Genomic DNA, 20167 nt, shown 5'->3' on the forward strand with positions numbered 1-20167 from the left:
AAGAAACGGCAGGGCGCGCAGCCCTGCCGGTGGTGGGCGCCAGGCGCCCACGGGTAATACGAGTCCTTACTCGGCCTTCGGCGCTTCTTCCTTCTGGCCGGCCGCTTTCGGCGGCGCCAGTTTGGTGTTGAAGTCGCGCATCAGGTTGTTCATCGGTTCACGCTCGGACTTGAACAGCTCCAGGCGCGACGGGACCGGCTTGGCCGGCCAGCTGTTGTTGCTCACGTCGATGTCGGCGGTTTCCCAGTACGGGTCCTGGGTCAGGCCCACGATCGGCTCGTCGGTAACGAACAGCTTGGTGATTTTCCTGGGCGAGTAGCGCCATACTTCGGCCGGGATGCGCTCGATGTATTTTTTTCCGCTCTTGGTTTCGATCTCGACGATCAGCGGCATGACCAGCCCACCCTTGTTCGAGAAGTCCACCAGGTACAGGTGCTTGCCTTCCTTGAGCAGGTTCTTTTCCCAGTCTTCCAGGCCGGCCATCGTCTCGTTGAACTTGTTGCGGTCCTTGTTGGTGACGGTGAAGTCGTCGTTCTGGTTGTAGAAGTCCTTCAGCTCCGGGAAGCGGTCGACGCGACGCTCCATGCCCTTGTTGCGCTGATCGGTGACCGAGATCGGCTCTTCCTGCTTGCGTGCGCGTGCCCAGGCCTTCTCGATTTCCGGATCCTTGGTGCTCACCGTGTACTCGGTGATGCCGTCCACGCTGATGTCGACCGCGTCGGTGGTGTAGAACCAGCCGCGCCAGAACCAGTCGAGGTCCGTTCCGGAGGCATCTTCCATGGTGCGGAAGAAGTCGGCCGGGGTCGGGCGCTTGAACTTCCAGCGCTCGGCGTATTCCTTGAAGGCGAAGTCGAACAGCTCGCGGCCCAGGATGGTTTCGCGCAGCACGTTCAGTGCGGCGGCCGGCTTGGCATAGGCATTGTTGCCGAACTGGAGCAGCGACTCCGAGTTGGTCATGATCGGCACCTGGTTCTGGCTGCGCATGTAGCCGACGATCGAACGCGGGTGGCCGCGCATTTCATCCCAGTCTTCTTCCCAGGCTTCCTGGGCCAGCGACTGCACGAAGGAGTTCAGGCCCTCGTCCATCCAGGTCCACTGGCGCTCGTCCGAGTTGACGATCATCGGGAAGTAGTTGTGGCCGACTTCGTGGATGATCACGCCGATCAGGCCGTACTTGGTACGCTTCGAGTAGGTCAGCTCGCCGGTCTTCTTGTCCTTCACCGGACGCGGGCCGTTGAAGGTGATCATCGGGTATTCCATGCCGCCCACCGGGCCGTTCACGGAAATCGAGACCGGGTACGGGTAGTCGAACGAGTACTTGTTGTACTGCTCGATGGTGTGGACGATCGCGTGGGTCGAGTAGCGCTCCCACAGCGGGTTGCCTTCCTTCGGGTAGTAGGACATGGCCATCACGTCCTGCTTGCCCGACTTGATGCCCTGCGCATCCCAGATGAACTTGCGGCTCGACGCGAACGCGAAGTCACGCACGTTCTTGGCCTTGAAGTGCCAGGTCTTGGTGGTGGTGGCGCGCTTCTTCTCGGCCGCTTCGGCTTCGGCCTGGGTCACGATGATGACCGGCTTCTTGGCGTTGCGGGCCTGCTGCAGGCGCTCGCGCTGGGCGGCGGTGAGCACGTCGTTCGGGTTCTGCAGTTCGCCGGTGGAGGCGACGATGTGGTCGGCCGGCACGGTGATCTGCACGTCGTAGTCGCCGAACTCCAGCGTGAACTCGCCGGCGCCCAGGAACTGCTTGTGCTGCCAGCCGTAGACGTCGTAGTAGGCGGCCATGCGTGGGAACCACAGGGCGATCTCGAAAAGGTCGTTACCGTCCTCGAACTTCTCGTAGCCCGAACGGCCACCGAGCACCTTCTGCTCGTTGATGTTGTAGTTCCAGTCGAGGCTGAACGAGACGCGCGCACCCGGCTTGAGCGGCTGCGGCAGGTCGATGCGCATCATGGTGCCGTTGATGGTGTACTTCAGCTGGCCGCCGCCGCTGTCGCGCACGTTGCGGATGTTGAAGCCGCCCTGGAAGGCGTTCCCTTCCAGGACGTTGCGCAGGGCGTCGAACTTCACACCATCGGTGCCGCGCGCCTGCCAGGCTTCGCGCGAGGGCAGGACGGCAGTGCTGCGGGCAGCAGAATCCGGCTTGTAGATGTTCTCGTCCAGCTGCAGCCAGAGATACTTCAGCGTGTCAGGGGAATTGTTGTGGTACGTGATGGTGCCGGAGCCCGTGAGCGCCCGCTTGTTCTCGTCGAGCGTGGCGCGCATCTTGTAGTCGGCGCGCTGCTGCCAGTAAGCGTGGCCCGGTGCGCCCGACGCGGTGCGCACGGCGCCCGGCGTCGGCAGCAATTCGTCCAGCTGGCGGAATTTGTCGTCGAAAGGCGGCGCAGCGAAAACGGTGGCACTGAGGCATAACGCAGCCAATCCGATGGGCATACGGATCATATTTCCCCTGAAATTTGTGTGGAATAGGAAAAAGTATTTTATCTTTACCTAAAATCAATTGCTCAGAGGATTTGTAAAAAAACTGATACATGATGCATATGTATGCCTATGCCAGGCCCCAGAACGGCAGCTCCAGATCGAGCGCGCGTTCCAGCAGCCAGACGGCCGCCACCAGCGCGATCGCGGCTGAGCCGCCCAGCATCACCACGCGCCGGTAGAAGAATCCCTTGCGCAGCCACCAGGCCAGCGGCAGGAACACGGCGACGATGGCCAGCTGGCCGAGTTCGACGCCCACATTGAAGCCGACCAGGGAAAGCAGCAGCGCGTCTTTCGGCAGGCCGAGTTCGGCCAGCACGCTGGCGAAACCGAAACCGTGCAGCAGGCCGAAGCCGAAGGCGAACAGGACCCTTCCGCGCTGGTACAGGGGCCGCAGGTTGTTCAGCGCCGCCACGATGACCGAGGCGGCGATCGCCGATTCGACCAGGCGCGAGGGCAATGCCAGCACCCCCAGCGCCGCCAGAGTCAGGGTCAGCGAGTGCGCCAGCGTGAAGGCGGTGACGACCCGCACCACGTCCATCCCGGCGCTGCGGAAGCCTTCCCGGCCGACCCACTGCCGGTCGCGATAGAGCAGCACGGCCGGCAGCAGCAGCGACAGCAGGAACAGGATGTGGTCGAAGCCGATCCAGATGTGCCACACACCCTGTTTCACGTAGTCGGCGAACTGGCGCCAGTGCGCCGGCTCGGCCAGGCGCAGCTGCTGTTGTGGATTGTCCGGGCCGAGGATGGCGGTGGAGGTGGCGCTGCTGCCCGCGTCCGCACCTGCCTTGCGCAGGGCGAGCAGGCCGCGGTGTTGCGGGTCGAGTTCCGCCAGCAGCGTGTATCCCACCGCCAGCGTGTCTACCGGCGCGGCGCAGGCGCCGCGCAGCATCAACACCGTATAAGCGCCATCGGTGTGGCTGTCGACCAGCTGCTGCGTCACCTGCAACGGGCAGGCGGCGCCGCCTGAGGCCAGTTTCAGGTGGCTGAGCGCATAGGCTTCGATGGCGCCGTGGCGGGCGCGTACCTCGTCCCAGGTCAGCTGGCCGTCGCCATCGGCGTCCAGGCCGACGGCCAGTTCGAGGTCGCGCAGGGCGATGTCCCAGCGGCCTTCGATGCGCGCACCGTCGACGGCGAGGTTCAGGTAGCTGTCGCTGGCCTTGTGGGCGAATGCCGCAGGGGAGCATGACAGCGCCAGCGCGGCCAGCAGGGCAAGCAGGGTCCGCATCATGTCCTGGCTCCCGCGTTCTGCGCGACGGCGTCGAGCGTACGGTCCTCGAGCCTGCTGTGGCGCAGCCAGTCGCGTACCAGGCGCGCGGCCTCGGCGTCGCCGCTGGCGGCCGCGGCGCGCGCCAGGATGCGCAGGTCGGCCGGTTCCTTCTGCACCGCCCAGTTGAGTTTCGCAAGCCGCACCGCCTCGGCCGGATCCCGGGCAAGCTCCAGCGCGAAGCGCGCTTCCTCGCGCCGGTGGACCGTGTCGCCGCGGCGCCGCGCGGCTTCGAAGCGGGCGCGCAGCGCCGCGCTCTGGCGCGCCGCATCGGGGGCGCCAAGTCTGGAAAGCGCGAGCGCATGGCGCAGCAGCAGGGCGTCGGCCTGGGTGCGTGTCCCGAGCAGGCGCACGACTTCCTGCGCACGGCCGCGTTCGAGCAGGAAATCGGCATAGGCGGCCAGCAGATACGTGTCCTGCTGATCGATGCTCAGGGCGCTGCGGAAGTGGGTGTCGGCCGCCGCATGGTCGCCGAGCCGTTCGGCCATTTCGGCCAGCAGGGTGGCGGACCAGGCGCGCAGCGGCGCCGGGCTGTCGGCACGGGCGGCGAGGGTGCGCTCCAGCCGCAGGTAGCTGGGGCGGGCCTGGCCGTTCAGGCTGCCCACCGAGGCCAGGCAGGTCTGCACCACGAGCTCGGGTGCGCGTCCGAACAGGCGCGCGCAGCTGGCGCGTGCGCCGGCATGGTCGCCCGTCACTTGCTGAATGGTGGCGCGGGTGAGCCAGGCCTGGGCATTGCCGGCGTCGCGCCGCACCACCTCGTCGAGATCGGCGAGGGCCTCGCCGAAGGAATGGGTGCTCTGGACGAGGGTGGCGCGCAGCACCAGCACCTCGGCCGGGGCACGTTCGCGCGGCTGTTTCCACCACGGCGCCAGGGCGGCCTGGGCATAGCCGAGGTAGCGCGGGTCGCCATCGTGGCGGGCCTGCTCGATATAGCGGCGCGCCAGCGCGGCGGCGCGTGCCAGGTCGGACGGGTTGGCGGCCAGTTCGGTGCGCATGCGCGCCAGCTCGCGCCGGGTCGCGTCCATGCGGCCCGGCAGGCGCTCGAGCACCTGGGCGCCGCTGGCCGGGGTGTAAGGCGCGGCGGCGGCGGGCGCGGACAGCGCCGGCAAGCCCGCCAGCAAAAGGAGGAAGAACATCGGGTTCATCGGGGCTCCAGGCAAGGCGGGACGCGGTGGGCCGCGTCCCGCCTTGCGGTCGTGCTGTTACTGCACCGGATCGGGCTCGGTGTTCTCGGGCGCGGTGGCGGCGATGGCGTCGACCTGTACCGGTTCCTCGACGTCGGTCATCGCAAAGAAGTTCGCGCTGATCGTGTTGAAGAACGCGTCGCCGACGGGCGGCGGCGGGGTGGTAGCGACCGGCGGCGGGGTCTGCGAGCTGTCATTGTCGCTGCTGCTGCCACAGGCGCTCAGCAGCAGGGCCAGCGGCACCAGCAGCGCGCCCTGGCGCATGCGGCGGATGATGGATGTCATGGCGTCCTCCTTACTGGTTGCCCGGCAGCGGCGTGTTCAGGTAGGGGAAGGTCGGCCTGTACGCCGCCGCGTTCTTGCGCACGCCGTCGGTCAGGGCCAGGCCGCCGGCCGGCGCGTCGGCCGGCTTGCAGCCGACGCCGAGGGCGTCGCTGGCGCCAGTCAGCACGCACAGGGCGCCCATCGACACGCGCAGCGCGATGTCGGTGACGTCGTCGGCCGGACGGCGGCCGTTCGGGAAGCCGGCATTGTCGCCACCCGCCACGCCCATCGGGTTCTGCGCCGCCAGCGCGGTCGGTGCGATGCTGGTGTTCAGGCGCAGCATCTCGGAGGCGACCACGTTCTTCGGCTGGTTCACGCCCGGCAGGCCTTTCAGGAAGGCGGTGACCAGGTCGTTGCGCGGGAAGTTGGTCGGGGCCTTGGCCGACGGGAACAGGGTCTCGATCAGGGCCGGCAGCGTCGGATTGGTGACGTAGTTGATGAACTGGCCGTCATCCTTCGGCTTCGAGGTATTGAAGCGGTCCTTGTCGTCCATGCCGATGATGACTTCGTTCACCAGCGGCATGCCCAGGCGCGACACCTGGGTCCAGGCGCCGCCTTCCTTGGCGGCGTTGTTGATGCCGCTGGCCGGGGCCGGATTGAGCAGGCGGCCCTGGCGCATGCTGGCGGTTGCATAGGCGCCGATGACCGGTTCACCGGCCGCCACCACGCAGCTGATCGGCACTTCGATCGCGATCGCGCTGACGTTCTTGTTCTCGAGGTCGTTCTTGTTGCCGTTGACTTCGGCGCCCAGCGGGTTCAGGTTGACCAGGTCGAAGATCTTGCCGACCGCGATGTAGAAGGATTCCTTGCGCTGGCCGACGAAGACACGGCCGGTACCGCAGCCGGGGATGTTGACGTCGTGGATGTGCTGGTTGGCATAGGTTTCGTAGCCGGTGGCGCTGCCGAAGGTCTTGTCGCCGATGTTGTCGACCGGCTTGTCGAATTCGGTAGCGCCGCCGGTGGCCGCGGCCAGGCGGGTGCGGGTGCCGGCGCGGCGGTCGCCCTTGACCATGTCGATGGTGAAGGTTTCGCGCACGTTGAGCGCGGCCGGGTTGACGCCGCTGATCGTGTTCGAATTGATCAGGGGGATCAGGACCTGCTTGCCGCCCACATTCAGGGCGGTGCGCTTCGAAGTGCTCTTGAAGCGGAACTGGAAGGAGATGTCTTCCTTGGCGTCGCCGTTGTTGTCGACGTGGATTTCATACAGGGCGTTGTTGTCGAACTGGTAGAAGTTCGGGCCGCCCTGCGGATCCTGGAAGGGGATGAAGTTGGCGATCATGGTCACGAAGCCTTCGCGTCCCGGCGCGTAGCTGCGGAACATGTAGAAGTCGGTCCCGTCGACCTTGGGCACATTGGTCAGGAACGGGGCTTCGCGGTGGCTCGAGGCCGCGGCGGGCAAGGCCAGTGCGGCCAGGACCGCGCCCGATAGCAGGGCGACGGCCCAAGGGTGTTGCTTAACAGATTGCATGGTGATCTCCTCATTGATGTTGTGGTCCCCTTCAGGGGAGTTGGGCGAGCTTGCGGGGACGACAGGACCCTGCGCGGCACGGCTACCCAGGCATATACGCAGGCCGCACCTTATCGGATTCAAAATATTTTTTTCTTGCATTGCCATCGCGTAAATATGCTAAGTTCTTGATTTCGTGGCAAAATCGTCAAAAATATCTTCGATACGGAAGGCGCTCCCGTGCTTCAGTCGTCAAATTCGCTAAATCCATTACAACTCAATACTTGGTTACGTGGCGCCGCGCAGAAAGATGCGCTCGCTTTCCGTCAGTTATACGAGGCGAGTTCGCCGCGGCTGTACGGTTTGGCGCTGCGTATCCTGCGCCGCCGAGAGCTGGCCGAGGAAGCCTTGCAGGAAAGCTTCGTCTCGATCTGGCACCACGCCAACGATTACCAGGCCGGCCTGTCGGCGCCGATGACCTGGATGACGACCATCGTCCGCAACAAGTCCTTCGACCTGTTGCGACGCCTGCATTCGGATGTCGAGATCGATGGCGCGGATTTCGACGAGCGGGTGCTTGCCTGCCTGCGCGACCCGGCAGCCAACCCGGCCGAGGCCCTCGAGCTGAGCAGCGAAGCGAAGGCGCTGGCGACCTGCATGTCCGCGCTCGAGGAAAAACACCGGAACGTGGTCGGCCTGGCCTTTTTCCATGACCTGTCGTATAGCGATGTGGCGCAGAAGCTCGCATTGCCGATCGGGACGGTGAAGACCTGGATCCGGCGCAGCCTGGCGCGCCTGCAGGCCTGCCTGACGGGCGGGAGGACGGCATGAATCTGCGCGGCAAGGACACATTGCGCGACCGCCTCGCGGCCGAATATGTACTGGGGACGCTGCGCGGACGGGCGCGCCGCCGCTTCGAGGGCTATCTGCACGGCGACGCCGCGCTGCGCCGCACGGTGGCCGAATGGCGCGACCGGATCGGCGCCATGGCCGAATTCGTGCCTGCGGCGACTCCGCGCATGCAGGTATGGCGCGCCATCGAGGCGCGCCTCGAACTGCGTGCGCCGGCGCCGGCCTGGCAGTTCTGGCGCCACGGCACGCTCGGCTACTGGCGCACGCTTGGCGTGAGCGCGAGCATGGTGGCGGCGCTGCTGCTGGTGGCCGTGATGCAGGAACGCAGCGAGCCGACCTACAGCGACATCGCCACCCTGACCGACGAGCAGGCCCGCACCGCGCTGCTGGTGCTGGCCGACCGCGAGCGCCAGCTCCTGAGCGTGCGCCTGGTCGAGGCCCGGCCGGTCAGCGCGGCGCAGGCGCTGCAACTGTGGGCGGTGCCGCTACAGGGCAAGCCGCGTTCGCTCGGCGTGCTGGGCGCGGGACGCGAGCTGACGCTGCCGCTCACGCGCCAGGCGCTCGGCGCCGACGTGGCGCTGCTCGCGGTCAGCCTGGAGCCGAAGGGCGGCTCGCCCGATCCGAACGGGCCGACCGGGCCGATCCTCTACAAGGGGGGCTGGGTCAGGGTGATGTAGGGAGTTTTAGTCGAAGCTGCGTACGGGGAAGCCGGCATCGCGCTGGATCCAGTTGCGTGGCGAGTAGGCCGAGCGCGCATCGGTGGCATGCAGCGTGAACGCATGGCGCGACACCGGCGAGCGGTTCGGCGCGCTGTAGTGCGGCAGCAGGCCGTGGAAGCAGACCAGGGTGCCGGCTTTTGCCTCCAATGGCACGGCGGTACTGTCGTCGGGCCAGGGCGTGGCATCCAGCTTTTCCATGCTGATGCTGTCGCCGTCGCGCAGGAAGCGTTCGCGCAGCGGGCCGCGATGGCCGCCCGGTTCGGCCCACAGGCAGCCGTTGTCCACGGTCGCATCTTCCAGCGCGAACCAAAAGGTGGTCACGGTGATCGGGTCGCTGTCGAAGAAGGTGGCGTCCTGGTGCCAGCGCACCTCGCCGCCGATGCCCGGCTGCTTGAAGATGTACATCGACTGCCAGACCTGCGGCTGCTCGAGGCCGAGATCGCGCGCGACGGCGGCCAGTTTGGGGTCGCGCGTGAAGGCATTGAACACCGGATCGAGGTCGTGCATCGCGTGGCCGATCTTGTTGATCGACAGGGCCTTGGCCTGGCGCAGCTGGCCGTCTGCACCGAATGCTTCCTCTTCGAAGAAGCAGCGCACCGTGTTGTCCGAGCCAAGGAACCAGGCGTCGCTGGCGCGTTCCTGGTCTTTGGTGGTGAAGATGGCCCGGGATTCGGTGGGGTCGAAGGCGTCGACGATCTCCTCGGCGCGGCGGCGCAGCGCGGCGATCTCATCGAGGCTTTTGAAGCCGGGGATGACGAGGAAACCGTCACGCTGGTACTGGTCGCGCTGTTCTGTTGTCAGCATGGTGGAACGTCCAGGACAAAACGCCATTCTAGCGCGCCGCAGGCATCGCGGATCAGGCCAGTGCGTCGGCCGTCATCGGGAACGTAAACGAGGTAGACCCGGCTCGACCCGACCTCCGGACAAAAGCTCGGTCACAAAAGCTGGGTCAGGTTCGAGATTCGGACACACTGCGTGAAAATCATTGTACTTGAGTTGGGCTCGTGTCCAAGTGTCAGACCTGACCCTGCGCTGCCTGGATAGAGAGCTCTTCAAAGCAATCTAGAGATCAAATTCGGTCACGTTTTGATTCTTGCACTGTAAGATATTGCATTTGGCGACGACTGAGGCAACCATGGAATTGCAGTACTTCGGAACGATTCAAACTGGCGAACTTGTGCTAGACGCAATGCTGTGCAGAGATATAGACAAACCTGCAGAAGCAATGGTCCACGTCTGGTCGAATGAGATTAGAAGAGCGTTCCTCTGTGACTGCGAAATTAAACCGGGTTCATGTCTTCTGGTACCGCGCGCTTTCTTCTCGGTGAATCAACAAGGCGGTCTTTATTCATCAGAAATACCACAAGAAATAAAGTCTAACTTCTACACGACTCGCGCTACATTGGCACTTAATCCAGATGGCTGCTACTGGGGATCGTGGACAAATGGTTGTGGCGAAACTGGGGTAATTACTTTTGAACCAAGTAGGAAGGCAGAAATAGCAGCGACTGACTGCGACACATGGATGGACTTCCAAGAGTGGAGCCAAAGGATGCGCCGAGAGAAAAACGCTACGTTTTTCCGAGGACATGGGTCAAACAAGTTCCAGCTTGAGACTACTCTGCAACGGAATGGCCGACATCGACTAGAACGCTATTGTGCTGAGACGCTACAACAGTTCCACCGTCATGCTGAGGCTGCGCTAAACGTTCGCATCGATATGACCAATGGCGACGACTACTCTATGTTACTTGGTCTAGCACAGCACTATGGATTACCTACTCCGCTTCTTGATTGGTCGGCTTCACCATACGTCGCTGCCTTCTTTGCCTTTGCTGACGCCTTAGAAAACCGGAATGCTCGTAAAGAAGTTACCAAGGTACGCATCTTTGCACTTACTGCGCAGTTCGTTCAGTCACACACTACTCAGACTGTCGTGCTTCCTTACTTTAAGCCATACATTTCTCCATTAGAAATGTCTTTTCGTAATAATCCACGTCTGTATGCGCAGAAAGGATGTTTTACAGTTACAAATACATCTAATTTCGCTAGCCTCATCCAGAAAATCGAAGCGGAACAAAAGCAAGAGCACCTTTTTGCTGCGGATTTACCAGCTCGTCTTGCGGTAGAGGTATTGGAAGACTTGGCGTATATGGGTTTGTCGGGCGCTACGCTTTTCCCTGGCCTTGAAGGAGTAAGCCGTATGCTAAAGCATGAAATGGCTTTTGGGCACGCTGCGCTGGAAGTAATAAGCCAACCAGAGCATGTCAGCACAGATGGCAAAGCCCCTAGTGAAGAATGTATTGAAGCGCCATCCAGGACAAGCGATAGCAACTAAGCTACCCCATCAGTACTTGAAGGAAAAAGCTGGGGTCAGGTCCGATAGTCGGACATACTGCGTGAAAATCATTGTACTAGAGCTGGGCTCGTGTCCAAATATCAGACCTGACCCTGCTCTGCGCTGCTCTGCTCGTGACCCTGCTCTGCTCGCGGACCAGAAGGTCGTCACGGCGATGGGTGAGCCGCCCTCTCGCCCTTGATACCGTTCTGACTTGTCCGGCCTAGTCAGCAGGAAGGGCAATCTCCCGAAATTTTCTAGTAGAAGCAAATTCAGCCCTGGGACTGCTTTTTGATCTATCTCCCTTCGATTCCTGACTCTCGCCAACCTTACCCCTGTTCAGTCGGGCAAGAATCCACGTTCGACCTACAACGGGGGCAGCATGGCGAACGACGCATATTTGCAGATCGACGGGATCAAGGGTGAATCGACGGACCAGAAACACAAGGATTGGATTGAGGTTAGTAACGTCATTTATGCAGTCAACCAGCCAAGAGCCGAAACGGTATCGACTGCCGGGGGCATGACAAGCGGTCGGGCCGATCTTTTCCCAATCAGCTTTAAGAAGCTTGCCGACATCGCCAGTCCGGTTCTGCTGCAAACTTGTGCAGCCGGGAAGACGATTCCAAAGGCGGCTTTCGAGTTCATGCGGGCAGATAGCAATGGAAACCCGATTCCATACTTCAGGATCGAGCTAGAACATCTTCTGATTGCAACCATCACACCTGACAGCGGCAATAGCGGGATCATCACTGAACTGGTTCATTTGGCCTATTCACGAATCAAGTGGAACTACATCAGGCAGTCCATCAGAGGCGGGACTCAAGGTAACACATTAGGCGGCTGGGATTGCAGCGCCAACCGAGTGTGCTAAAGCAGAGGCGATGATGTCCGAACCATATGAAGGCGACATACTGGTCCAATGCCCGATCAAGCCGTTCGACTTTCAGCATACTCGTGCTGTTATCGTAACAGGCACCCCCCCCAATTTCTGCGGACACGCGCTGCTCTACACCGGTAGCGGGTGGTATTTTCATGTGGCCGGCGGTTACAAAGTTCCCAAGTTCATGCGTGAGGCCGGCTACATGCGTTATCTGAAAGAAAACGACAAGCGCGAGATTCGGCGCTGGATCGTTAAGATTCCTGACCCTGTTGGCGCTCATGCGAAACTGGTACAACTGCTATCGAAGCAATGGCTGTGGTTGGGTGTATATAACAACTGCGTATCGTTTGTAGAGGAAGTCGTGGAGGCTGGCGGTAGCAAGGCCGGGATGTACCTGAATTGCCCCGCAGTGGAGCCTTTCGCATGAAAGCGCTCATCTCCCTTGGTGTCGCCTTCTTTGTGACCGTGCTTAACTTGTTAATAGGGCACCAACTCACCCCTGCCTTGAACGTGGAAATGGCGGGTAACATTCTCTTCATAACGTTCATTAGCACGGCGGTCATCACATACCTTGCCCTAAAGTATCGGCGACGCCACACGGCGATGATTCGACTGATTCCAATCTCACTAGGGGTCGGGATGGTCGAATTCGCGTTTCTGTACGTGACCTGTGTCGTTCCCAGTCCTTGGGCGCTTGGCAAGGATGCGACCATAGATATGGGTGTTTCTTCATTTCTCGCATCGGCAGTCACATTTGTTCTTCTTTTTTTGCCGACACCACTCTCTAACGAATGGCGTAGAGCGATCATTTCGCTCAGCGTTGCCTTCTTTGCAGCCGTGCTTGTTGCGCTATCCGTCTTCGATAACGACATGGCCTACGAAACATGGATGAGCATATCTGCTGGAGTGTTCATCAGCTCGGCCATCCTCACAGCACTGGTGTTGAGGCTACGCGGCAGTCACGGCTAGTGCGGCATTAGAGGAAGTGCCTAGGGGGGCAAAGCGCCAGAAGTCCTACATCGACTGCCAGACCTGCGGCTGCTCGAGGCCGAGATCGCGCGCGACGGCGGCCAGTTTGGGGTCGCGCGTGAAGGCATTGAACACCGGATCGAGGTCGTGCATCGCGTGGCCGATCTTGTTGATCGACAGGGCCTTGGCCTGGCGCAGCTGGCCGTCTGCACCGAATGCTTCCTCTTCGAAGAAGCAGCGCACCGTGTTGTCCGAGCCAAGGAACCAGGCGTCGCTGGCGCGTTCCTGGTCTTTGGTGGTTAAGATGGCCCGGGATTCGGTGGGGTCGAAGGCGTCGACGATCTCCTCGGCGCGGCGGCGCACGCTGGTACTGGTCGCGCTGTATGTTGGAAAGCATGCGACGTATTCTAATCCAAGGCAGGGCAGGAAAAAAAGCCCGCGCGCGGCGGGCTTGGATGGTGCTGAAGCGCTGCTTACTTCCGGGATTTCCGACGGGACGAAGCGAAGCCGAGCAGGCCCAGGGCGAGCAGCGCCAGGCTTCCCGGCTCAGGCACGTCGGCCATCGCTTGCGTATTGTCGACAGCGATACCGTTCACTCCCGCCGCGGCCTTGACGGCGGAGCTGCGTGGCGTGTTGCCATCCAGGTTGAGCGAGGCGCCGGCCGCGCCGCCACTGACGTCGATGCTGAAATTCGCACCGAAATCGGCCATGCCACTGAGGAGGACATATCCACCGCCGCCACCGCCGCCACCATTGCCATATGCCGAGCCGGGGTTTGGCTGGCCGATGTAGCTGGCGCCGTTCCCGCCCGATGCGTCGATCAAGCCATTGAGGAAAAGCACGCCAGACAGCTTGACCGTGCCGCCGGCCCCGCCCCCGCCGCCGCTTGCCGGATACTGGCCGGCGACGCCCTGGAAGCCATGCATGCCGTCTGCCAGAATCGATCCAGTCAGGAACAAGGCGTTGAACGCATTCAGCGTGATGCTTCCACCGCCGGCGCCACCAGCGCCACCCCTTCCGCCACCGTTAACATTACCGCAGCATCCGTGGTTGCCAGCGCCGCCGCCGCCTGAACCCATCGCGGCCGCATTCGCGACGCCGCCGGCCGAAATGCCAGGAGAGGAGCCGAACGAGGATCCGCCGGAGCCACCCGCGCCGCGATTGCCACCGCCAGCTCCGCCGGAGGCGTGGACGGCGCCACCGTACAGGCCACCCGCGCCGGCGCCCGGGCCTGTGCCCGCCTTGCCGTCAGTGCCGTTGGCACCGCCTGCATAACCAGCGCCCCGGCCGTTCAGGATGCCATTGATGTCGATGCGCTGGGCAGAGACGGACAGGGGCGAACCACCCGCGATGTAAATGGTCGCTGCGGTGGGAATGATAAAGCTGCCAATGTTGGTGAAGCTGCCGGAAATAACGTCGCCATGTTGCAGCGACAAATTCGCGCCTGCGTAATCGGCGCCCGTGATCACGGCTGCAGAGGAAGGCTGCGCGAGCGCGAGCAGGATGGATGCTGCCAATGCATGGCGGGTAAGCTGCGAAAGTTTCATGGAATCCCTTTGGTTTGGTTTGCAAAGGGAAAAGCAATTATCGTGCCCGTAGTTGCATGAATGCATTACGTATTTATAATCAACAACTTATGTTGGGATGCCGAAAGCAGTGTTAGCGTACTGTAAATATTCTCGACAGAAAGCACCGGCGCGCCGGATGGAGGAAATCAGGCCGGCGCGTCCGCCGCCATCGTGAAGGTGAACGAGGTGGAACCGGCGCTCGACCCGATCTCGATCGCGCCGCCGTGGCCGCGCGCGATCTGGTCGACGATGTACAGGCCGAGCCCGAGGCCTTCGCTGCCGGCGCGCGAGGCAGCGCGCCAGTAGGGTTTCAGGAGCTGGTCGATGACGGCGGGGCCGAGGTCCGGTCCGCCATTGGTGACGCGCAGCGTGAAGCGGCCGTCGCGCACATGGGCGACCACGGACACGGGATGCTGCTCGCTGCCGTGCACCAGGGCGTTCTTCAATAGATTCGACAGCAGCTGCGCCAGCCGCTCCGGGTCGCAATGCAGCGACATGCCGGGCTGGATCGCGGTATCGATCACGCGCTCCGGATACAGTCCCGAGAGCTCGTCCACGACCTCGTACAGGCGCAGGTCGGCGCCCTTCACCGGCCGCAGGTCGAGCGGAATGCCGCCGCCCATGCGGCCGCGCGTGAAGTCCACCACGTCCTCGACCAGGGCCGCCATGCGCCGGGTGCTGCGCCGGATCCGTTCCACCACCTGGCGGGTGGATGGGTCCTGGTGCTTCAGCAGCAGGATCTCGGTGCCCGACAGGACGGAGCCGAGCGGGGTGCGCAGGTCGTGCCCGAGCACGGCGACGAACTGCTCGCGCAGTTCGGCCGTCTCGCGTTCGTCGAGCAGGGCGGCGCGGACTTCACCCAGCGAGCGCTCGCTCTCGAGCTGTTTGGCGATCAGTTCGGTGAACAGCTGCAGGGTCGAGACGGTGACGGCGTCGGTCAGGCGCGCCGGCTCCGGGTCGAGGCCGCACAGGGTGCCGAAATACTGGCCGTCGGGCCGGAACACGGGAATCGAGAAGTAGCTCTGGAAGCCGTAGATGCGCGGGGTGTGGTGCTCGCAGTACTGCGCACTTTCGCGTACGTGGTCGATGATCACTGCGGCGCCGGTATCACGGACTTCCTCGCACAGGGTGGTGGTGACGTCGAGCGGGTCACCCGGCTTGAGGCCGAATTCCAGCTTGTCGAGGACCGCGCAGGCGGTCCAGGAATCCCGGGTGACGTGGGCGATGCACACGAAGCGCAGGCCGGTCATGGCAGCCACGGTTTCGAGGATCTTCGGGACGGCGCCGATCGCCTGGATCTCGTCGACGCAAGTGTGTGTGCTGCCAGCCATGGACCGCCCCACGAAAATAATTATCCGGGCATGGTAGCACCTGTGAAGGCCGCACCGCTCAGCTGTTACAAATCCAGCGCCCGTCCGCGTAAACACATTCCTCGCCGAGGTAGACCGCATCAGTCACCGCGAACACGTCGATGTGGTAGCGCGCGTCCTTGCGCTTGAAGCCCGGCTTCGGGTACACCCCGTGCTTGGCGCCCAGCGACAGGTGGATGCCGCACATGCGCTCGTAGGTGCCGATGTCGTCCACGCGGCGTTCGCGCGTGAAGGCGCGGTTCATGCCGAAGCCCAGCTCGCGTACCCAGACCTCGCCCTCGTCCGCGGTGATGTTGTCCAGCACCTGCTGGAAGGCCGGCGTCGCGTTCTCGGTGCCGACCACGCGCCCGCGTTCGACGACCAGGGTGACCGGGACATCGGGGCGGTTGGAGCGGTAATTGGTGTCGCCGAAGACGTGCACCTGCACCCGGCCGTGCACCGCCTCCAGGTCGCGCGCTTCCGTGAACACCTCGCCGATCGGGAACTGGCCGCCGACGTTATGCATCTCGCTGTAGTCGCCCACGTTCAGCTTGGCCGGCTCGAGGGGCGAACTGAAATGCAGGGTTTCGCCGCCGCCGACCACGCGCGCATGCGGCGCCGCGTCGATCCGCGCCTTCAGGGCGCGCCCGGTGCCGCGGAAATAGGCCGGGTCGTAGGCCAGCGCCTCGATGTAGTGCGCCGACTGCGGGCCCGGCATGCGCGACAGGTGCACGTGCTCGATCACCTTCAGCTCCAGCTTGAACAGTTCGACCCGGATGCGGAAGCCGTCGAGGCGGAAGTTGGTGGACTGCACCAGCACCACCAGGTCCTTCGGCCCCATCGCGCGGAAGGCGGCCAGCACGGCGTCGGGCGTGGCGCTGTCGAAGTCGACGAAGCGCGCGTCCGGGAGGTTGCGGCGGTAGCCCTCGGCCAGGGCGCGCGCCAGCGCGGTGCGTTCGTCGTAGACGACCAGCGCCTGCTGTCCGGGCCCGTGTTCGAGCGCGATCGCCAGGATGTCGCGCAGGTGCGCGGTGGCGGCGTCGATGGCGGTCGCGGGCAGGTCGTCCTGCTGGGGGAGGGCGGTCGAATCTGGGGTGTGCATGTTGCGGGGAAATGGAAGGGAAATCGCCGCCATTATACGTACGTTGGAAGGAAGTTCCCCGCATCAGCCCGTTTTTGTCTCATCTATCGATCCCTGAGGGGTCAGGGCGCGCTACCCGGTGTACGGCGCGCCGCGCGGCAGTGGCCGGCGCTATGATTTGAGCAACAACAAGGGCCGCGCCAGGCCCGATGTCGATCAATGTAATCAAGGCACAAGGCGACGAGATGGCATACCGATGGGAAACGCCTGCCAGTGTCTGGCAGGAGGATGAGGGAGGGCAGTTTGCGTTGCTGGCCAGCGAAGGGCTCGGCCGCATCGATTGGCAGGCGCATGCGCCCGGCCGACTGCGTGACGTCGCCCGCCTGCTCGGCGCCTCGCTGCCTACCGGTTGCGGCTGTGCCCCCATCTACCCCGAAGGCTTTGCTTTCTGCCCCAACTGCGGCAAGCCGCTGCAGCGCCTGCCGGGCACGCCGTCGCGCCAGACCGGCTGGTGGGGCCCGGGCGGCGACGCCATGCTGCCGCGCCACGTGCCCCATGGCTTGCCGGTGACCTCGCTGCCGCTCGGCGACAGCCTGGAAGAACGCCCGGCCGCGCCGCATCCCGGCCGCAGCGAGCGCACGATGCCGGTGCCGCCGAATGCCTGCTGCGTGTTTGCTGCCGCCCACTATGGCTTTCCCGAACAGCGCCTGCTGGCGCTGGCCCACACCCGCGGCGTGCTGCAATACTGGGACCCGGTGGCCGGCCTGTGGCATGTGATGACCCCGGAAGAAGGCGCCGCCGGCCTGGCCTTCACGGTGTCCGCGTATGCATGGCTGCCGGTGCTGGAGCCGCGCCGCGGCGAAGTCGCCATCGTGCCGACCAACGGCGGCCTGCAGCGCCTGTGGATCAATCCCGTCAGCGAGACCTACCGCCTCCAACCCGTGCTGGAGGCGCCGCTCGCCGCCGCGCCGGGCGCCATGCGCCGCCACATCGCCTGCCTGCTGGCGCCGGACGGCGCGGTCCGTTTGTGGAGCACGCGCGCCGATACCGGTGAGGTCGAGGAATTCGCCTGTCCGGACGTGCCGGCACACGGCTGGTCGCGCCCGATCGGCTACGACGGCCGCCTGTTCTGGCTGCACGAAGAAGGCCAGCTCGCCTGGCGTCCGGGCGAGCCGCCGCTGTTCACGCCCTGGCCGCCGGGCTGGCAGCCGCGCCTTGCCTTCGGCGGCCCGACCCAGAGCCGCGACGGCCGGCTGTGGCACATCGGCCATGACGGGCAAGGCTACTCCTTCCTCGAACTCGGCAGCGAACGGCCCGAGGCTGCGCCGATCGACGGCGCGCGCCTGGGCTTCGCCAATTTCCTGTTCCGGCGCGGCCACCCGGTGGTCGACGAACCCTGGTCGGGCGAGCACGTCGAAGACCTCAACCAGGACGAGACCCTGGTGCTGCCGCTGCTGCGCGCCTTCAACAACAACCGCAGCCAGCCGAGCGGACTGGTGCTGCGCATGCACAAGTACACCGGCCGTGCCGAAGACGCGCTCGAGAACCGCGTGATCGCGCGCACCACGATCGAATGGATCGGCCGGCGCAACGTGATCCTCGACGAGGTGGTGCGCCTGGCGCGCCCGCTCGATTGCGTCCCCTTCGTGTATGACGGCTGCCTGTGGCTGCACCATCCTGACTGGAATGCCGTGCGCGGCTGGCGCCTGGAAGAGCAGGCATGAGGGCGCTGGCGCGGCACATCGCCATCGCGCTGGCGCTGCTGTTCGCGGCAGCCGGCGCCTGGGCCACGCCACACGTGTTCCTGGTGCAGAACTCGGGCTGGATGGAACCCTTCTACAGCGACCCGAACAGCCAGTTCAAGCCGCTCGTCGGCGCCCTCGCCGGCGCGGTCGTGCAGCCGGGCGACGCACTGGTGCTGGCCGCCTTCAACCAGTCGCTGCCGGGAGCGCCGTCCCCACGGGCGCTGGCCTCGTTCAAGGCGGACGGCAAGACCGTGCGCAGCCGCGTCGACGCGGCCCTGGCCGGCCTCGACACGGCGCGCAAGCCGAACAGCAGTGCGCTGGCCGACACCGACCTCGGCGAAGCGGTGCAGGCCGCGATTTCCACCGCGCTGGGCGGCAAGCCGGGCATCGTCTGGCTGGTGACCAACAACCGCAACAGCCCCAACAACGACCAGGCCACGGCCGTGCGCAACCGCGAATTTTATGCGTTGATCCACCGCGGCCAGGCCATCGACAAGGTGGTGGCCTTCCCGCTGCGCATGCCGGTCCAGGGCAAGCACTATGGGGCGAATGGACTGATGGTGTACGCCTTCGCCGTCGGCAGGGAAGGCAGCCGCGCCCTCGACGGCCTGCTGGCGTCCGGCCGCATTGCCCGCGTGATCACCGAACAGCCGGCGCGCCTGAAGCCGCTCGACCGCGACACCGTGCGCCTGGTGCCGGCCCAGGTCGAGGATGCGCCCGGCGTGGCCTTCTCGCAGGCCCCGGGCGGCGCCCTGCGCGCCGACGTCGACCCGGATGCGCGCACGCCGCGCGCCAGCGTGCGCTGGCAACTCGAGAACACCATGTACCCGTACACCATCGTCTCGGCCACGCTCGGCGCCCGCTCGATGCTGGCCGGCGAAGACCGCAAGATCGCCCTGGCCAGCAGCCGCGTGGAGAACCTGGCGCCAGGCAAGCCGCTGCCGCTCGGCTCGACGATGCAGCTGCCGGTGGCCCAGCTTCCCGACAAATGGTCGATGGCGGCCCTCAAGTCGGCCGGCGCGGCCTATGTGCTGCCGGGCCGGATCGAGCTGCACCTGGCGAACCAGCGCCTGGCCCTGTCGCAGGACTTCCGCCAGCGCATGGCGGCGCTGTTCCCGGGCGACCCGCTTCCCGACATCTTCACGCCGCCGCCCAGCATCCAGGCCTCGACCGCCGTGCTGCCGCTCGAAGTGCGGGTGCATTACGGCATGGGACCGCTGGCGGCGCTGGGCGGGCTGGCAGCGGCGCTGTTGGCCGCGGCGGGCGCCGTGGCCTGGGCCTATGGCAGGCCACGCGTGGCCCAGGTCACCGTGGAAGACGAACTGCGCACGATGCGGGCCCGCCCCGGCACCACGCAAGCGATTTACGACAAGGCCGGACAACAGGTGGCGATGCTCAAGACCACCCTGTTCGGCCATGAGTTGACCGACCTGCGCGAAGGCGCCCAGGTCCGGCTCGGCCGCTAACAATAACAAAGAAAGGAAACCCCATGCAAGGCACCCAGAAACCATCCGCCCCGTCCCCAGCCGATCCCGGCTTCAAGCTGCCGGAAGAATCGGCCTCCACCCAGGACACGCTGCCCCAGACCCAGCCGGAGGCTCAGCCGATGAGCGCCGGCCGTCCGGTCGAGGTAGTGCCCGGCACGGCGACTGCGCCGGTGCCGGCCACCGACACCTCGTCGCGCGACCTGGCGATCGGCGCCGCGGTGTTCGTGGTGCTGCTGGTGGTGTACTTCTTCGTGCGTAACGCCTACGTGCACCACCTGGTGGTGCGGCGGGTCGCGCCCTCGTCGGCGGGCAGCGCCGGCTGGCTGCTGTTCGTCGGTCTGGCCTTCCTGTCGGCCGCCGCGGTACTGGCCATCGTCAACGCCAGCAAATTCCTGACCTTCGCGGTCACCGGCCCCCTGGTGGCGGTGGGCGTGGTGGCGCTGGTCGCGGCCCTGTTCGTCGGCCGCCGGTAATCC

General features: G+C 64.6%; 19 protein-coding genes. 9 read left to right on the forward strand and 10 right to left on the reverse strand.

What is annotated here, in order from left to right; all coding sequences use genetic code 11:
* Positions 1–66: 66 nt before the first annotated feature.
* From AC56LK_RS09790 to AC56LK_RS09810, 5 genes are all read right to left on the reverse strand, one after another.
* Positions 67–2433, reverse strand: a complete 2367-nt coding sequence (locus AC56LK_RS09790) for a M1 family metallopeptidase (protein WP_497184473.1) — start codon at positions 2431–2433, stop codon at positions 67–69.
* Between the two features lie 115 nt (positions 2434–2548).
* Positions 2549–3709, reverse strand: a complete 1161-nt coding sequence (locus AC56LK_RS09795) for a HupE/UreJ family protein (protein WP_497184362.1) — start codon at positions 3707–3709, stop codon at positions 2549–2551.
* Positions 3706–4890, reverse strand: coding sequence for a hypothetical protein (locus tag AC56LK_RS09800; protein ID WP_497184363.1), 1185 nt, complete (start codon positions 4888–4890; stop codon positions 3706–3708). Before AC56LK_RS09800 ends, AC56LK_RS09795 begins: the two co-directional genes overlap by 4 nt.
* A gap of 57 nt (positions 4891–4947) precedes the next feature.
* Positions 4948–5214: a hypothetical protein gene (locus AC56LK_RS09805; protein WP_497184364.1), complete on the reverse strand. Its 267-nt coding sequence runs from the start codon at positions 5212–5214 to the stop codon at positions 4948–4950.
* 10 nt (positions 5215–5224) lie between these two features.
* The gene (locus AC56LK_RS09810; protein ID WP_497184365.1) at positions 5225–6721 is read right to left on the reverse strand and encodes a DUF4331 domain-containing protein; all 1497 of its coding nucleotides are present in this window, start codon (positions 6719–6721) and stop codon (positions 5225–5227) included.
* A gap of 219 nt (positions 6722–6940) precedes the next feature.
* On the opposite strand from AC56LK_RS09810, the gene AC56LK_RS09815 reads away from it, so the two are divergent.
* Together AC56LK_RS09815 and AC56LK_RS09820 are read left to right on the forward strand one after the other, a co-directional pair.
* Positions 6941–7531, forward strand: coding sequence for an RNA polymerase sigma factor (locus AC56LK_RS09815; protein WP_497184366.1), 591 nt, complete (start codon positions 6941–6943; stop codon positions 7529–7531).
* Positions 7528–8229: an anti-sigma factor gene (locus AC56LK_RS09820; protein WP_497184367.1), complete on the forward strand. Its 702-nt coding sequence runs from the start codon at positions 7528–7530 to the stop codon at positions 8227–8229. Before AC56LK_RS09815 ends, AC56LK_RS09820 begins: the two co-directional genes overlap by 4 nt.
* 6 nt (positions 8230–8235) lie before the next feature.
* On the opposite strand, the gene AC56LK_RS09825 is transcribed toward AC56LK_RS09820, so the two are convergent.
* Positions 8236–9075, reverse strand: a complete 840-nt coding sequence (locus AC56LK_RS09825; RefSeq protein ID WP_497184368.1) for a phytanoyl-CoA dioxygenase family protein — start codon at positions 9073–9075, stop codon at positions 8236–8238.
* 331 nt (positions 9076–9406) lie between these two features.
* Between AC56LK_RS09825 and AC56LK_RS09830 the strand changes: the two genes are divergently transcribed.
* The 4 genes from AC56LK_RS09830 (at position 9407) to AC56LK_RS09845 (ending at position 12461) form a co-directional block, all read left to right on the forward strand.
* Positions 9407–10609 (forward strand): FRG domain-containing protein, encoded by a 1203-nt coding sequence (locus AC56LK_RS09830; RefSeq protein ID WP_497184369.1) that lies wholly within the window; start codon positions 9407–9409, stop codon positions 10607–10609.
* A 382-nt stretch (positions 10610–10991) separates the two neighbouring features.
* Positions 10992–11483 carry an Hcp family type VI secretion system effector gene (locus AC56LK_RS09835; RefSeq protein ID WP_497184370.1) on the forward strand — a complete coding sequence of 164 codons (492 nt, stop codon included), beginning with the start codon at positions 10992–10994 and terminating at the stop codon, positions 11481–11483.
* A gap of 10 nt (positions 11484–11493) precedes the next feature.
* Positions 11494–11919: a hypothetical protein gene (locus AC56LK_RS09840; RefSeq protein WP_497184371.1), complete on the forward strand. Its 426-nt coding sequence runs from the start codon at positions 11494–11496 to the stop codon at positions 11917–11919.
* A complete protein-coding gene (locus AC56LK_RS09845; protein WP_497184372.1) occupies positions 11916–12461 on the forward strand; it encodes a hypothetical protein in 546 nt (181 codons plus the stop codon). The genes AC56LK_RS09840 and AC56LK_RS09845 overlap by 4 nt, the downstream gene beginning before the upstream one ends.
* 45 nt (positions 12462–12506) lie before the next feature.
* On the opposite strand, the gene AC56LK_RS09850 is transcribed toward AC56LK_RS09845, so the two are convergent.
* The 4 genes from AC56LK_RS09850 to AC56LK_RS09865 all read right to left on the reverse strand — a co-directional run bounded on the left by AC56LK_RS09850 (position 12507) and on the right by AC56LK_RS09865 (position 16480).
* The gene (locus AC56LK_RS09850; RefSeq protein WP_497184373.1) at positions 12507–12824 is read right to left on the reverse strand and encodes a hypothetical protein; all 318 of its coding nucleotides are present in this window, start codon (positions 12822–12824) and stop codon (positions 12507–12509) included.
* Between the two features lie 110 nt (positions 12825–12934).
* Positions 12935–14008, reverse strand: a complete 1074-nt coding sequence (locus AC56LK_RS09855; RefSeq protein WP_497184374.1) for a PEP-CTERM sorting domain-containing protein — start codon at positions 14006–14008, stop codon at positions 12935–12937.
* Between the two features lie 167 nt (positions 14009–14175).
* Positions 14176–15360 carry a GAF domain-containing sensor histidine kinase gene (locus AC56LK_RS09860; RefSeq protein ID WP_497184375.1) on the reverse strand — a complete coding sequence of 395 codons (1185 nt, stop codon included), beginning with the start codon at positions 15358–15360 and terminating at the stop codon, positions 14176–14178.
* A gap of 58 nt (positions 15361–15418) precedes the next feature.
* A complete protein-coding gene (locus tag AC56LK_RS09865) occupies positions 15419–16480 on the reverse strand; it encodes a M29 family metallopeptidase (RefSeq protein ID WP_497184376.1) in 1062 nt (353 codons plus the stop codon).
* Positions 16481–16704: 224 nt separating this feature from the next.
* Between AC56LK_RS09865 and AC56LK_RS09870 the strand changes: the two genes are divergently transcribed.
* Genes AC56LK_RS09870 through AC56LK_RS09880 form a run of 3 tightly spaced genes read left to right on the forward strand, consistent with a single transcriptional unit; the run spans position 16705 to position 20164 of the window.
* A complete protein-coding gene (locus tag AC56LK_RS09870) occupies positions 16705–18183 on the forward strand; it encodes a hypothetical protein (RefSeq protein WP_497184377.1) in 1479 nt (492 codons plus the stop codon).
* Positions 18180–19670, forward strand: coding sequence for a hypothetical protein (locus AC56LK_RS09875; protein WP_497184378.1), 1491 nt, complete (start codon positions 18180–18182; stop codon positions 19668–19670). Before AC56LK_RS09870 ends, AC56LK_RS09875 begins: the two co-directional genes overlap by 4 nt.
* Before the next feature lie 23 nt (positions 19671–19693).
* Positions 19694–20164, forward strand: a complete 471-nt coding sequence (locus AC56LK_RS09880; protein WP_497184379.1) for a hypothetical protein — start codon at positions 19694–19696, stop codon at positions 20162–20164.
* Positions 20165–20167 lie beyond the last annotated feature (3 nt).

It is taken from the genome of Telluria sp. ZB4P36 (assembly GCF_059685865.1).

Excerpts from the sequence above, each read along its gene's own strand:
- AC56LK_RS09825 (WP_497184368.1), bottom strand. The coding sequence starts at position 9,075 with ATGCTGACAACAGAACAGCGCGACCAGTACCAGCGTGACGGTTTCCTC.
- AC56LK_RS09835 (WP_497184370.1), top strand. The coding sequence starts at position 10,992 with ATGGCGAACGACGCATATTTGCAGATCGACGGGATCAAGGGTGAATCG.
- AC56LK_RS09820 (WP_497184367.1), top strand. The coding sequence starts at position 7,528 with ATGAATCTGCGCGGCAAGGACACATTGCGCGACCGCCTCGCGGCCGAA.
- AC56LK_RS09830 (WP_497184369.1), top strand. The coding sequence starts at position 9,407 with ATGGAATTGCAGTACTTCGGAACGATTCAAACTGGCGAACTTGTGCTA.
- AC56LK_RS09800 (WP_497184363.1), bottom strand. The coding sequence starts at position 4,890 with ATGAACCCGATGTTCTTCCTCCTTTTGCTGGCGGGCTTGCCGGCGCTG.
- AC56LK_RS09805 (WP_497184364.1), bottom strand. The coding sequence starts at position 5,214 with ATGACATCCATCATCCGCCGCATGCGCCAGGGCGCGCTGCTGGTGCCG.
- AC56LK_RS09875 (WP_497184378.1), top strand. The coding sequence starts at position 18,180 with ATGAGGGCGCTGGCGCGGCACATCGCCATCGCGCTGGCGCTGCTGTTC.
- AC56LK_RS09860 (WP_497184375.1), bottom strand. The coding sequence starts at position 15,360 with ATGGCTGGCAGCACACACACTTGCGTCGACGAGATCCAGGCGATCGGC.
- AC56LK_RS09845 (WP_497184372.1), top strand. The coding sequence starts at position 11,916 with ATGAAAGCGCTCATCTCCCTTGGTGTCGCCTTCTTTGTGACCGTGCTT.
- AC56LK_RS09790 (WP_497184473.1), bottom strand. The coding sequence starts at position 2,433 with ATGCCCATCGGATTGGCTGCGTTATGCCTCAGTGCCACCGTTTTCGCT.
- AC56LK_RS09840 (WP_497184371.1), top strand. The coding sequence starts at position 11,494 with ATGATGTCCGAACCATATGAAGGCGACATACTGGTCCAATGCCCGATC.
- AC56LK_RS09870 (WP_497184377.1), top strand. The coding sequence starts at position 16,705 with ATGGCATACCGATGGGAAACGCCTGCCAGTGTCTGGCAGGAGGATGAG.
- AC56LK_RS09855 (WP_497184374.1), bottom strand. The coding sequence starts at position 14,008 with ATGAAACTTTCGCAGCTTACCCGCCATGCATTGGCAGCATCCATCCTG.
- AC56LK_RS09810 (WP_497184365.1), bottom strand. The coding sequence starts at position 6,721 with ATGCAATCTGTTAAGCAACACCCTTGGGCCGTCGCCCTGCTATCGGGC.
- AC56LK_RS09795 (WP_497184362.1), bottom strand. The coding sequence starts at position 3,709 with ATGATGCGGACCCTGCTTGCCCTGCTGGCCGCGCTGGCGCTGTCATGC.
- AC56LK_RS09880 (WP_497184379.1), top strand. The coding sequence starts at position 19,694 with ATGCAAGGCACCCAGAAACCATCCGCCCCGTCCCCAGCCGATCCCGGC.
- AC56LK_RS09865 (WP_497184376.1), bottom strand. The coding sequence starts at position 16,480 with ATGCACACCCCAGATTCGACCGCCCTCCCCCAGCAGGACGACCTGCCC.